Below are 14208 nucleotides of genomic sequence, written 5' to 3' on the forward strand. Positions count from 1 at the left end.
GAACAAGTGCGGGATGTGATGGCCGGGGTACGCGGCGGGCCTGAGCGCGGTTGTCTCCCGCGCCGCGGCCCGCCGATGACCGCTAGTCGACGGCGGTGACGGCCTGCTCCACGCTGTCGCTGATCGGGAACACCTTGGTCAGGCCGGTGATCCGGAAGATCTTCAGGATCCGCTCCTGGGTGCAGACCAGGCGCAGCGAGCCGTCGTGCGCCCGCACCCGCTTCAGGCCGCCGACCAGGACGCCCAGACCGGTGGAGTCGAGGAAGTCGACGTCCTCCATGTCCACGATCAGGTGGTACTTCCCGGCACCGACGAGCTCGACCAGCTGTTCGCGCAGCTTCGGGGCGGTGTACACGTCGATCTCCCCGCCGACCTTGACGATCGTCCGGCCGTTCTCGTCTCGCGTCTCCAGCTTCAGGTCCACTGCCGGCCTCCAAAATCGGTGCCTTCCCGCCGTGGCGGGGGTGAGAAAAGGTGTGTCCTCGGCAACACAAAGTACAGCTTCACCCGGGTCAGGGCTTGAGCACAGTCAATCACCTCGGGGTGACACTCGGCCACGATTCGCGTCAAGTGCCCTCTAATGGTGCGCCGTACCGGCCCCGTTAGCGGGGAGGCGAGTGCTCCGCGCCGCCGGAAGTTCATGTCGTTTCGGATGGTCGCTCGGATTCCAGGTCGGGATTCGGGCATGGAGTCGGTCTGGCTGTCGGATACTGGACTGCGATGTCGCCGACTCCTCCTTACCAGCAAAACCCCGACACGGGTGGTGTGTCCACACCAACACCCGGGTCGGATGCCGGTATCCCGGAAGGTTCCGTCGCCGGTTCCCTCCAACCAACGCTGGAGAGACTGATCTCGGTTCCCGCGTCGCGCGCTGAACGTGTGACGCATGTGCGCGTGGTACCGGCCCGGGACGCGGAGCACGCCGAGTGGCCGGAGTGGGCCGACGAAGCCGTGGTGCACGGGTTCCGCGAGGCCGGAGGCGTGCCCCGGCCCTGGCGGCACCAGGTCGCGGCGGCCGAGGCGGCCCGGGACGGCCGGCATGTGACGCTCGCCACCGGCACCGCCTCCGGCAAGTCCATGGGCTTCCAGCTGCCGGCGCTGACCGCGATCCGCGAGAACGCCGGCACCACGCTGTACCTGGCGCCGACGAAGGCGCTGGCCGCGGACCAACTCAGGCGTCTCACTCGTTTGGACGTACCGGGGGTCCGCGCCGGACTGCTGGACGGCGATACGGACACTGAGGCGCGCGACTGGGTACGTCAGCATGCGAACTACGTTCTGAGCAATCCGGACATGCTGCATTACTCACTTCTGCCGGGACACGCGCGCTGGGCGTCATTCCTGCGGAAGCTCCGCTATGTGGTCATCGACGAATGCCACACCTATAAAGGTGTCTTCGGCTCACACGTGGCCGCGGTCCTAAGGCGACTGCGCCGTATCTGCGCGCGCTACGGATCCAGTCCGACTTTCATACTGGCTTCGGCCACCACCGCCGACCCCGCAGTGTCGGCCTCTCGGCTGACCGGCGTTGAGGTCGCGGCGGTTACAGATGACTCCTCTCCGCGCGGCCCGCTGGTGTTCGCCCTCTGGGAACCCCCTCTGACAACCCTCATCGGGGAGCGCGGAGCGCCCGTGCGCCGCTCCGCTACAGCGGAGGCCGCGGATCTGCTGACGGACTTGGTCCTGGACGACGTCCGCACAGTGGTCTTCACACGTTCCCGGCGCGGCGCCGAACAGGTGTCGATGCAGACCCGCGACTATCTGGAGGAGCGCCGCAGGGGCTATGGAAAGCGCATCGCGGCGTACCGAGGGGGATATCTCAAGACCGAACGCCGCGCTCTAGAGGCCGCTCTGCACATGGACCCGACCCTGGACGGCGCGCTCGTCGGCCTGGCCGCCACCACGGCCCTGGAACTCGGCGTGGACGTCGCAGGGCTCGACGCCGTGCTCATGGCCGGTTTCCCCGGCACCCGCGCCTCTCTGTGGCAACAGGCAGGGCGCGCCGGACGCGCCGGGCAGGGGGCGCTGGCAGTCCTCATCGCGCGCGATGACCCCCTGGACACCTACCTGGTGCACCACTCCGAGTCGATCTTCGACCGCCCGGTCGAGGCCGCCGTCCTGGACCCGGACAATCCCTACGTCCTGGCGCCGCACCTCTGCGCGGCCGCTGCGGAACTGCCCTTAACGGAAGCGGACCTAGACCTCTTCGGCCCCGCCACCGAAGCCCTGCTGACCGACCTGACCCGCCGCGAGTACCTGCGCCGCCGGCCCACCGGCTGGTACTGGACCCGGCGCGAGCGCCCCTCGGCCCTGACCGACCTGCGCGGCACCGGCGGCCCGACGGTCCGCATCGTCGAGGACCAGACCGGCCGCCTGCTCGGCACCGTGGACGAGGGCGCGTCGCACTCGACGGTCCACGACGGCGCCGTGTACCTGCACCAGGGCCACACGTACCTGGTGGACAAGCTGGACCTGGAGCAGAACATAGCGCTGGTCCACCGCGCCAACCCGGACTACACCACGATGGCCCGGGACGTGGTCCAGGTGGCCATCCTGGAGACCGAGCAGACCCAGGACTGGGGCGACGCCTCCCTGCACTTCGGCTCGGTCGAGGTGAGCACCCAGGTGGTCTCCTACCTGAAGCGCAAGGCCGGCACCGGCCAGATCATCGAGACCAAGCCCCTGGACCTCCCGGAGCGCATCCTGCGCACCCGCGCGGTCTGGTGGACCGTCCACCCCGCGGCCCTCCGCGACGCCGAACTCGACACCGCCATGAGCGCCGGCGCCGCCCACGCCGCCGAACACGCCTCCATCGGCCTCCTCCCCCTGTTCACCCCCTGCGACCGCTGGGACATCGGCGGCGTCTCGATGCCGATGCACCCGGACACCGAGCGCCTCACGGTGTTCGTCTACGACGGCCACCCCGGCGGCGCCGGCTTCGCCGAGCGCGCGTACGGCGCGGCCGTGGCGTGGCTGACGGCGACGCGGGACGTGATCGCGGCGTGCGAGTGCGCGGAGGGGTGTCCGTCGTGCGTGCAGTCGCCGAAGTGCGGGAACGGGAACAACCCGTTGGACAAGGCGGGGGCGGGGCGGCTACTCAATTTGGTCCTTTCGGGTGTACCGAACACCGAGAGCGACAGCTAGGCTGGCCACAAAGCCGGAGGGAGGAGTGGGACATGTCTGTTGAGACGGTCGATTACTCGTGGATGCACGAGCAGATAAGCGCAGAGCAGTACGACGCCATGCCGGAGGAGCTTTGCCGCAACATCGAAATCGTCGACGGGATGGTCCACGTGAGCCCTACCCCCACCCCGTTCCACAACGATGTGTCGCGGCGTATCGCGAACGTCATCGAGGCAGCAGGCGGGCCCGCGTGGCGCACCACTGAGGATGTTGATCTTCGACTTCGTGACATCCCGCTCCTGAACCGCCAACCTGACGTGCTCGTGTACAAGGCGGACACTCCGCGTAATCGACGGATCCCGCTCGACGCAGTGCTAGCGGTGGTCGAGATCGTCTCGCCCGGTTCGCAGTCGACGGACCGGATGGTGAAGCCACTCGAATATGCGGCCGCCGGAATCCGGTACTACTGGCGGATCGAGATCGATGGCGAACAACCGGTCATCTACACGTACTCCCTCGACCCCAAGACCGGTGTCTACCAGAACACCGGCATCTTCGACGGCGTCGTGAAGACCAACCTCGGCTTCCCCGTGGAGATCGATCTCACGGACGTCTGACAACCGCCCCCGCCACCACCCGGTAGCGTTGGCGGAATGGCACCCCAAGCTGTCAACCTCGTCAACCTGGAGAACGTCTCCAAGGCCTACACCGCCCGCACCCTCCTGGACAAAGTCTCGCTGGGCTTGTCCGAGGGCGACCGGATCGGCGTGGTCGGCCGCAACGGTGGCGGCAAGTCGACCTTGCTGCGGGTGCTCGCGAAGCTCGACGAGCCCGACTCCGGGCGCGTCACGCACACCGGCGGGCTGCGCATCGCCTTCGTCGGGCAGCACGACACCCTCGATCCGGACGCGACCATCCGGCACGAGCTGGTCGCCGACAAGCCCGACCACGAGTGGCTGGCCGACGCGCGGGTCCGCGACGTCATCACCGGGCTGTTCGGCGGGATCGACTTCCCGGGGTTCCCCGACGGCATGGACACCCGGATCGGGCCGCTGTCCGGCGGCGAGCGGCGGCGGGTGGCGCTGGCCAAGGCCCTGATCAACGAGCACGACCTGCTGCTGCTCGACGAGCCCACCAACCACCTCGACGTCGAGGGCATCGCCTGGCTGGCCCGGCATCTGGCGACCGCCAAGCCCGCGCTGCTCACCGTCACCCACGACCGCTGGTTCCTGGACGCCGTCACCACGCGCACCTGGGAGGTCGTCAACGGGCAGGTGCTCGACTACGACGGCGGCTACTCGGCCTACGTCCTGGCCCGCGCCGAGCGGTCGCGGCAGGCCGACGCCGAGTGGGACCGCAAGCAGAACCTGCTGCGCAAGGAGCTGGCCTGGCTGCGGCGCGGGGCCCCGGCCCGGACCAGCAAGCCGAAGTTCCGGATCGAGGCGGCCAACGAGCTGATCGCCGCCGAGCCGCCGGTCCGGGACAGCACCGAGCTGCAGAAGTTCGCGACCAGCCGGCTCGGGCGGACCGTCTACGAGCTGGAGGACGTGTCCTACGCCGTGGGCGAGGGCGCCGAACAGAAGCAGCTGCTGCAGCACGTCACCTGGCAGCTCGGGCCCGGCGAGCGGCTGGGCCTGATCGGCGTCAACGGCTCCGGCAAGTCCTCGCTGGTCCGGCTGCTGCTCGGCGAGGCGCAGCCGGACTCCGGGCGCGTGGTCACCGGGGTCACCGTGAAGCCGGCGCACCTGTCGCAGGAGGTAGCCGAGATCGACCCCACCTGGCGGGTGCTGGAGGCGGTGGAGAAGGTCCACTCCACGGTCGAGATCGGCAAGGGCAAGACCCTGACCGCCGGGCAGCTGCTGGAGCGGTTCGGCTTCGCCGGCGAGAAGCAGTGGACGCGCGTCGGCGACCTGTCCGGCGGCGAGCGGCGCCGGCTGCAGCTGCTCAGGCTGCTGATGGACGCCCCGAACGTCCTGCTGCTCGACGAGCCCACCAACGATCTGGACATCGACACCCTCACCGCTTTTGAGGACATCCTCGACGGCTGGCCGGGCAGCCTGCTGGTGGTCAGCCACGACCGCTACTTCCTGGAGCGCACCACCGACCGGGTCGCCGCGCTGTACGGGGACGGCCGGATCCGGCTGCTCCCCGGTGGCGTCGACGAGTACCTCGCCCACCGTGAGCAGCGCGCCACAGAGGTTTCCAACTCCCGCACAACCAAAGCGCCCGCCCAGCAGTCAAACCTGTCGAGCGGTGGTGCGGGCTCTCGCGAGGACCGCGCGACCAAGAAGGAACTGGCGCGCATCGAACGGCGCCTGGACAAGATCGCCGAGTTGGAGGCCGCGCTGCATGAGGAACTCTCACGGATTGGGGGAGACTATCTCGCAGCGGCCGATGCGGACGCTAAGCTACGCGAGTTGCATGAGGAACGTCTCCGTCTAGAGGATGAGTGGCTCTCACTCTCCGAGTAGACGGCGATCGACCTCGAAGCCGGACCGGGGGAACCGGTCGGGTGGGTCGTGGGGGCCTGCCGGGTTCGAGGTGGGAGGGCAGGACCGCGGGCGGCGTACACCCGCCGGCCGGCCGGTTGCTCCCATCGCGTGATCCGTCGCGTCCTGCCTGCTCGCCCGTGGTCCGCCGGCGTAACGTCGATGATGGCCGCGGGGTTCGCCCGGCGGCCGGAGCAAGGGGGAGGCGCGTGGCACGCTACGCGGACGCACGGCCCGCCGGGGCCGCATGTCCGATCCGCCGCGCGTCGGACCGTGCCCGGAACCGCTGGGGTGGGGGACGATCATGAGCACGACCACGGACACCACCACGCCCGGCGCCGACATGAGCGGACCGGCGGGCGGCGCCGGCGGGTCGAAGGACCCGTACCTCCGCGGCACGGACGAGACCGTGCTGCTGGACCTGCGCGAGCTGCGGGCCCAGGAGGCGGCGGACAAGGCGGCGCGAGCCGCGGCCGCCGGTCTTTCCGCCGATCCCTCTGCCACCGGAACGCCCGGATCGCCCGGAGCTCCCGGAACCGCCGAAGCGACCAGAGCGATCGAGGCCGGGACCACCGGTGCCACCAGTGCCACCGGGGCGGAGCTGGAGCGCTACCACGGCTCGCACCGCCGCGACGCGGTCCTGTACGCCGACGGCGGCACCGCGATCCCCCTGGACCGGGTCCGCGAGGTCTGCCACGACCTGCGCCAGCCGGTCGCCGCGATCCTGATGCTGGCCTCCGCCGCCGAACTGCGGCCGGACGTGCCCGAGCGGGTCCGGGACGTGCTGCAGGAGATCATGTCCCAGACCGAGGAGATATCCGCGACGGTCCGCCAGTTCCTGGACGACGCCAAGCAGGGCGTGGACGGCCTGGGCGATCCGGTGCCGTGCAACGTGGCCGGCCTGGCCGCGGAGTCCGTGGAGCGCTGGCGGGCCACCTTCGACGGCGACCTGGCCCTGGCCGCGGCCGAGGACCCGCTGCACGTGACGGTGGACCCGGTGCTGTTCAAGCGGGCACTGGGCAACGTCCTGTCCAACGGCACCCGCGCCGCCGGCGACTCCGGCCGCGTCCAGGTGACCGTCCGCCGCTTCGAGACCGCCGAGGGCGAACGCGCGGTGATAGAGGTCGACGACAGCGGCCCCGGCTTCGGCAACATCCCGGCCGGCCACGGCCTGGGCCTGGCGGTCGTCCGCCGCACGATAGAGGCCGCCGGCGGCTCGGTGGAGTTCGCCGAGGGCCCGCTGGGCGGCGCGCTGGTCCGGCTGGTCCTCCCGGTCACCCCGATCCGCCCGCTGAGCGCCGACGACGAGCTGACCAAGACCTTCCACGGCGAGATCTCGCTGACCCAGCTGGCCGCCGAGCTCGCGGCCGGCAACCTGCACCGGGCGCTGGCGGACTTCGACGATTTCAATGACCTCGACGAGGACGACTTCGAGGACGTGGACGACCTCGCCATCGCCAGGCACACCGCCCCGGCGGCAGGTCACACCGTCGCGCCGACGGGCCACACGCTGACCGGCGGCCACGCTTTCGTGACCCGGATCAGCGCTTGGCCGGAGCCGATGGCCATCTCCGGTACACCGGAGCAGCTGGCGATCGGCGGGCCCGCGGACCGGGGGAACCTGTTCGGGGCCCGGGCGACGGAGCAGGACGCGATCGCCGCGCCGCCGGCCATCGCACCGGAGGCTGCCGCCAACCGGAGCTACTTCGGGCTGCCGGCGCAGCAGAACCGCCCGGCCGACGACCGCGGCTTCTTCGGGGTCGCGGCGCAGAAGAACCAGTCTTCGGACGCTGCGGAGACGGGCTACTTCGGCCTGCCGCTGAAGAACGACGCCGCGCCTCAGCGTCGCGTCTACGACGCGCCCTCGGAGATCACCGCGCCGCAGCCACCGATGCCCCAGCAGGCCGACATCGCCGCGCACCCGGTCCCGACCGGTCTGCTCGCCGAGCGCCGCAGCGCCGGGCCCCAGGCTCCCGCCGAGGCCGCCGCCTCGCAGCCGGCGCGCTCTGCGGCACCCGCCGCGCCCCAAGCTCCCGCCGAAGCCGCCACGCCGACCGCAGATGTCTTTGCCCCCGCCGGCCCGGCACACTCCGGCGCACCGCAGGCCCAGGTCGAAGCCGCCGCCACGCAAACGCCGGCCGCCCCGCCCGCGTTCGCCGCAGATGTCTTTGCCCCCGCCGGCCCCGCGCCCTCCGGCGCACCGCAGGCCCAGGTCGAAGCCCCCGCCGCGCAAACACCGGCCGCCGCGCCCGCGTTCGCCGCACCGGATTTCGCCTCTGCCGACGAGCCGGCCCGCACTGCCGCGCCCGCGTTCGCCGCAGATGTCTTTGCCGCCGCTGGCCCGGCACACTCCGGCACACCGCAGGCCCAGGTCGAAGCCGCCGCCACGCAAACACCGACCGCCCCGCCCGCGTTCGCCGCACCACAGCTCCCGGCGCAGGCGCCGGCACCGACACCGACACCGACACCGACACCAACACCGACACCAACCCAAGCCCCCCAGCCCCCCACCCCCACCTTCGACCCCTCCGACACCCAGCCCCTCCACATCATCCCCACCGGTCAGGACGACACCGCCCTCGCCTCGATCCAGCTCCCCTCCCAGGCGAACCTGACCCATCCCCCGCGCATCCCCGCCTCGGCGCTGCAGCCGGTCGCCTCGGTCCAGCTCTCCCTGCTCCCAGGAGGCGCTTTCTGATGCCCACCAGGATCGTGCTCTGCGACGACCACACCCTGCTCACCGAGTCCCTGGCCGCCTCGCTGGCCGCCAAGGGCTACCAGGTCGAGGCCGTGACCTCGACCCCGGCGCAGGGGTTGGCCGCCGTGGCTTCCCTGGATCCGGACATCCTGATGCTGGACGTGCACTTCCCGATGTCCGTCTCGGCGCGCGCCGCCGCCTCGCCGCTGGCGACCGCGGGGGAGCAGGCGTTCCCGGTGTCGCGGCCGAACAGCCGGATGGTCACCGCGGGCCTGGAGCTGGCGCGGGCCGTGCTGGAGCGGCATCCGCGCACCAAGGTGCTGATGGTCTCGGCGACCGACGATCCGGCGATCGTCAGTGCCGCGCTGGATCTCGGGGTGTCCGGTTTCACTCGCAAGGATCAGCGGATCGACGGCATCGTGCAGATCCTGGAGCGGGTCGCCGGCGGCGAGGTGGCGGTGGATCCCGAGCTGCTGCGCGCGGCGGTCCGGCATCTCAAGGCCCCGGACGTCGATCAGGCCGAGCGCACGCTGCGTTACCTGACGCCGCGCGAGCGCGAGGTGCTACGCCGCATCGTCGAGGGCGAGTCCACCAAGCAGATCGCCCGCGCCATGGACATCGCGCAGTCCACGGCCCGCACCCACGTGCAGAACGTGCTGGTCAAGCTGGGTGCGCACTCCCGCGTCGAGGCCTCGGCGATCGTGGCCCGGGTCGGCGCGGTGGACCGCCTCGGCGCGACGCAGTGACCGCCGGGTCCAGTCTGACCGGGCCCGTCTAGACAAGCGTCTACGTCATTTGGAGTACCGGCGGCTCCACACCATGGTGGTGGGCGCCGCGCCACCGGCTTGCAAGGATGGGGAGCATGCTTGACGCCTCCACGATCGGACTCGAGGACCGCGCCGAGGAGCGCCTCGACGTCGCGGGCCTCGGGGAGGTCCGAATCCTTGTCGTCGACGACCACCGCACCTTCGCCGAGGCCCTGGCCTCGCGCCTGCGTGCCGAGCCCGGCTTCGGGGTCGCCGCCACCACCACCATCGACGGCGCCCGGCGGCTGATCGACGAGCGCCGCCCGGACGTGGTCCTGCTCGACGTGGACCTCGACGGCCGCGACGGCATCCGCTTCGCCGCCGAGATCCGGGCCGGCCACGCCGACGTCCGCATCATCATGGTCACCGCCGGCGAGGAGGAGAAGCGGGTCGCCGAGGCGGTCCGCGGCGGCGTGAACGCCTGGGTCGCCAAGGACGGCTCCGTGGAGCACCTGCTCCAGGTGGTCCGCGGCGTCCTGCGCGACGAGACGCACATCCCGCCCCGCCTGCTGACCTACGTCCTGAGCGACCTGATGGCCGCCGAGCAGGAGCGCAACGAGCACGAGACCCTGGTCGGCGCGCTCACCCCGCGCGAGCGCGAGGTCCTGCAGTGCATGGTCTCGGGCATGACCCGCGCCTCCATCGCCCAGCACCTGTTCCTGTCGCCCAACACGGTCCGCACGCATATGCAGAACGTCCTGGGCAAGCTCTGCGTACACTCCACGCTGGCCGCCGTGGCGGTGGCCCGACGCGCCGGAATCGGGGAAGACCCCCGCTGAGGCGGCGCCAGGCACCGCGAGGAACGATGACCGGACAGGCCGAGGCACCATGGGACGGGTCGCAAGGACCCGCCTCGTGGATCCGGCCACCCGCCGTGCTGCGCGCGCTGGTGGTCGGCGCGGGACGGGCCGGCCGGGCGCTGGTGCGGGACCTGCACGGCGCAGCGGGCTCGCGCGGCGCCGAGGACCAGGAGCTGCGGCCGATCGGCTTCGTGGATGACGCCCGCGACCCGTTCGCCGACCGCGGAGCCCGGCCCGAGCCGGCCCTGCCGCTCCTCGGCACCCTCCCGGACCTGGCGCACCTCGTAGCGGAGCACCAGGCCGAAGCCGTACTGCTGGCGATCCCCGGCCTGCCGACCGCGCGCATCCGCGAACTGACCGCCACGGCGATCGGCGCGGGAGCCGTCGTCCGGTATCTGCCCTGGCACTCCGCCTACCTGCCCCGCGAGGCGACCAGCTCCGACCTGCGCCCCCTGGACGTCAGGGCGCTGATCGACGGCCCGGAACCACACGCGGTCTCCCCCGAGGTCAAGGAGATCGTCACCGGCAAGCGCGTCCTGGTCACCGGGGCCGGCGGCGCGCTCGGCGCCGAACTCAGCCGCCACCTGCACGCCTTCAACCCCGGCGAGCTGTTCCTCCTCGACGGCGACGAAGCCGCCGTGCACCGCCTCCGTCCGGACCTGTACGCCACGCCGTTGACCACCGACCTCGCCGACCGCGACCAGACCGACCGCACCTTCCGCGACCTCCGCCCCGAGGTTGTCTTCCACGCCGCCGGACTCAGGCAGGCGTCGGTCCTGGAGCGCCGCCCGAGCCTGGGCGTCAGGGCGAACGTCCTGAGCACCGACAACCTGGTCCGCGCGGCGGCCAGGCACGGCACAGAGCGCTTCGTACGGATCTCCCCCGACGCAGATCAGGCATCGATGCTCGGCGCCTCTCAGCGAGCGGCTGAGGCCGTCATCCGCGCCGCCGCGGACAAGAGTACGAAGAAGCGCACGAACACCGTGTTCGCCGCCGTCCGCGTCGGCGACGTCCTCGACGCCCACGGCTCGCTCCTGACCGTCCTGGCCGACCAGATCCGAGCCGGCGGCCCGGTGACGGTCACGCACCCGGATGCGACCCGCTGCTTCGCGACCGTCGAGGAAGCCGTCGCCCTGACGCTGGAAGCCGCACGCGCCGCCACCGGCGGCGAGATCTACACCCTCGACCTCGGCGAGCCGGCACGGATCGCCGACGTGGTCGCGCGCTTCACGCGGCAGTACAAGCTGCCCGAGGTGCCGATCCGCTGTGTCAGCTCATCGCAGAAGGCGAAGAACCCTCGGCCATCTGAGCCCACCGAACCCGCCGACTACGCCGACCTCCCGGAACGCCTGGACAAGCTGTACAAGGCCGCCGAGAAGAACCGGGACCCGAAAGTACGGCAGATGCTGGCAAAACTAGCCAAGCAGAGTCCCGACCGACCCCGCCGAACCCCGTGAATCAATGTCCTGATCAGCCGTAAAGCGTCGAACGTATACGCCAGCGATCGGATCCCCCGCGCGTGCGCGACCGGCACGATTGAGGATTGTGTCTACTCGTCGGGTAACCCTTCTCGCCTTGTCCACGCTCGCCACGGCGGGACTGGCCCCCATCACGTCGGCACACGCCGCGACGGGGAACACGATCTATGTCGGGAACAACGGCACCAACGCCTGCTCCGACAGCGGCACCGGATCCGCCACGGACCCGTTCTGCACGTTTCCCACAGCGATGAGCGCGGCAGGCCCCGGCGACACCATCGCGGTCTACAGCCTCTACAACACGGAGCTGGACGTCACGAAGTCGGGGACACCCGGCGCCCCGATCACCGTCAAACCGGTCACCGACTCCTTCGGCCGCACCTCCCCGATCAGTTCGCCGGCCCACGCGGCCGTCGTGAACGACCAGCACGACGTCGTCATCGAGGGCTTCACCGCATCGGGTCCCTCGTCCGCCACGGACACCTTCGTGATCAGCGGGAACTCGACGCGGGTGACGCTCACCGGCAACCGCATCGAATCCAGCGGCAGTGGCGTCGCCATCTCCGGCGGCGCGACGGGCAACGTCGTCGCCGGCAACTACATCACCAACGCCAAGGGCGGCGTCAAGATCACAGACTCGCCGGACAACGAGATCACCGGGAACACCGTGGTCGACGGATTCAACGTCGGCATCGGCGTGTACGGCGTCTCGACCGGTACCACCATCGCGAACAACATCTCGACGGGCACACGCACTCTGTCGTCGGCCCAGCCGGTCGAGATCTCGGTCGACACCGCCGCGGAGAGCCGCACCGCCGTTCACCACAACATCGTCGATCCGGCTCCACGGTCCAACGACCCGGACACCGGCGCCCCCTTGCCCGCGGGCGCGCCGTACTCCTGGGGCGGCACGGCCTATCCGGACGTGGCCTCCTTCGCCGCACACTCCGGCCGGGGCGCCTTCGACCTGATGACGGACCCGCGGCTCAACCCGGACAACGAGGAGCCGCTGCCCGGATCGCCCGCCATCGACTCGGCGGATTCCTCCGCGCCCGGCGCCCTTCCAACCGATCTCAACGGGAATCCCCGCGTGGACGACCCACAGGTCGGCGACACCGGCACCGGGCCCGAGACGTACTACGACCGGGGCGCCGCCGAGTACCAGGGCGGGCCTGTCACGAAGGCCAGCATTTCCATCACCGGCACGGCCACCTCCGAGACCATCACCGTCGACGCCCGCGCCAGTATCGCCGGCTTCACCCCGATCGCGAGCTACACCGCAGACTTCAACGGCACCAAGGTCACCAGCACCAACCCGGTGTTCTCCCAGACCTTCCCGGTCAGCTCGGATCCTTCCAAAACCCAGGGTCAGTACCTGTACGTCACCGCGACCGGCCAGGACGGCAAGGCCGGCAGCACGGCCGTGCAGAGCTACGAACTCGGCACCGTCATCCAGCCCACTCCGGTTCTCACACTGACGGCAGACCCGAGCACACCCGGCGGGATCATCGCCGACCCGACCGCCTCCGCTCCTCCCCCCGACCTGAACGGCGGCGACAACGGGTCGTTCATCAGCATCTACACCGTCGACTGGGGCGATGGTTCGACCCCGTACGTGCAGAACGCCCCGGTGACCCCGATCCCGCACACCTACACCAAGTCCGGCACCTACCCGGTGACCCTCACCGTCACGACCGGCACCCTCCAGAGCGCGAGCATCACCCGCGAGATCGCCGTCACCGTCCCGCCCCCGGTCACCACACCACCGCCGACCGGCACCCCCGTCGGCCCCACCCCGCCGTCCGGCACCCCCGGCCACGCGACCGTCACCCGGCTCGGCGGCACGACCCGCTACGGCACCGCGCTCGACGTCTCCGCCGCGCAGTGGAAGGACGGCGCGGCCGGCGGCGTCGTCATCGCGCGCGGTGACGCGGCCCCGGACGCCCTGGCCGGCGTCCCGCTCGCGGCGCACGTCCACGGCCCGCTGCTGCTGACCGATCCCAAGTCGCTGGACGGCGCGACCGCCGCCGAGATCAAGCGGGTCCTCGGCGCCGACAAGACCAAGACGATCACCCTCCTCGGCGGCACCACGGCCGTCTCCCCGGCGGTGCAGGCGCAGCTGACCGCGCTCGGCTACCACGTCCAGCGCATCGGCGGCAGCGACCGGTTCGACACCGCGCTGCGCATCGCCGGCGAGGGCCTCGGGCCGACCGCGAACGTCGTCGTGGCCACCGGCACCGACTTCGCCGACGCGCTCGCCGCCGGCCCGCTCGCGGCCGCGCAGCACGCCGCCGTCGTGCTCTCCGACGGCCCGGTCCTGAACCCGGCGACCGCCGCGTTCGTGGCCGCGCACAGCCACGTCACCGCCGTCGGCGGGGCGGCGGTGACAGCGGTGGCCAAGGCCGCCCCCGGCAAGGCGGCCACCGACCTGTGGGGCGGCGACCGCTACGCGACCGCCGTGAAGGTCGGAGAGGCCATGACCGCCGGCCACGCCCCGGTCGCGGTCGGCCTCGCCAGCGGCACCGTCTTCCCCGACGCCCTCACCGGCGGCGCCTACGCGGCCAACGCCGGCGTCCCGCTGCTCCTCACCGATCCGAAGCAGCTGCCGCCGAACGTGTCCGGGCTGCTCGCGCTGTGGAAGCAGCAGCTGGCGGCGGTCGAGATCTTCGGCGGCCCGGTCGCGGTGTCGACCGGGGTCCAGTCGTCCGTGGTGACGACCGTCGGCGGGCATGCCGGCTGACGTTCCGCCCGCGCGGCATCCGACGCCTGATTCGCCGCAGTGCATATCACCGGGCGCTGCGGCGAATACGAGTT

9 protein-coding genes are annotated in these 14208 nt (G+C 71.2%); 8 read left to right on the top strand and 1 reads right to left on the bottom strand.

Going from position 1 to position 14208, the window contains the following annotated elements; genetic code table 11:
- Nucleotides 1–82: 82 nt before the first annotated feature.
- A complete protein-coding gene (locus ABH935_RS23595) occupies nt 83–424 on the bottom strand; it encodes an anti-sigma factor antagonist (protein WP_015796998.1) in 342 nt (113 codons plus the stop codon).
- 296 nt (nt 425–720) lie between these two features.
- Here ABH935_RS23595 and ABH935_RS23600 point away from each other — a divergent pair, with 296 nt between their 5' ends.
- From ABH935_RS23600 to ABH935_RS23635, 8 genes are all read left to right on the top strand, one after another.
- On the top strand, nt 721–3144 hold the full coding sequence (locus ABH935_RS23600; protein ID WP_370380087.1) for a DEAD/DEAH box helicase: 2424 nt from the start codon (nt 721–723) through the stop codon (nt 3142–3144).
- Nucleotides 3145–3176: 32 nt separating this feature from the next.
- The gene (locus tag ABH935_RS23605) at nt 3177–3740 is read left to right on the top strand and encodes a Uma2 family endonuclease (RefSeq protein ID WP_370380088.1); all 564 of its coding nucleotides are present in this window, start codon (nt 3177–3179) and stop codon (nt 3738–3740) included.
- 36 nt (nt 3741–3776) lie between these two features.
- Nucleotides 3777–5594 carry an ABC-F family ATP-binding cassette domain-containing protein gene (locus ABH935_RS23610; RefSeq protein WP_370380089.1) on the top strand — a complete coding sequence of 606 codons (1818 nt, stop codon included), beginning with the start codon at nt 3777–3779 and terminating at the stop codon, nt 5592–5594.
- A 322-nt stretch (nt 5595–5916) separates the two neighbouring features.
- Nucleotides 5917–8310 carry a sensor histidine kinase gene (locus tag ABH935_RS23615; RefSeq protein WP_370380090.1) on the top strand — a complete coding sequence of 798 codons (2394 nt, stop codon included), beginning with the start codon at nt 5917–5919 and terminating at the stop codon, nt 8308–8310.
- The gene (locus ABH935_RS23620) at nt 8310–9056 is read left to right on the top strand and encodes a LuxR C-terminal-related transcriptional regulator (RefSeq protein WP_370380091.1); all 747 of its coding nucleotides are present in this window, start codon (nt 8310–8312) and stop codon (nt 9054–9056) included. Before ABH935_RS23615 ends, ABH935_RS23620 begins: the two co-directional genes overlap by 1 nt.
- Before the next feature lie 116 nt (nt 9057–9172).
- The gene (locus ABH935_RS23625) at nt 9173–9895 is read left to right on the top strand and encodes a response regulator (RefSeq protein WP_370380092.1); all 723 of its coding nucleotides are present in this window, start codon (nt 9173–9175) and stop codon (nt 9893–9895) included.
- Between the two features lie 26 nt (nt 9896–9921).
- Entirely contained in the window at nt 9922–11373 is a 1452-nt protein-coding gene (locus ABH935_RS23630) for a polysaccharide biosynthesis protein (RefSeq protein WP_370380093.1), read from the top strand.
- Nucleotides 11374–11491: 118 nt separating this feature from the next.
- Nucleotides 11492–14134, top strand: coding sequence for a cell wall-binding repeat-containing protein (locus tag ABH935_RS23635; protein ID WP_370380094.1), 2643 nt, complete (start codon nt 11492–11494; stop codon nt 14132–14134).
- Nucleotides 14135–14208: the final 74 nt, after the last annotated feature.

Origin of the sequence: Catenulispora sp. GAS73, from assembly GCF_041262085.1 — a bacterium.
In the GTDB taxonomy this organism is placed as follows: domain Bacteria; phylum Actinomycetota; class Actinomycetes; order Streptomycetales; family Catenulisporaceae; genus Catenulispora.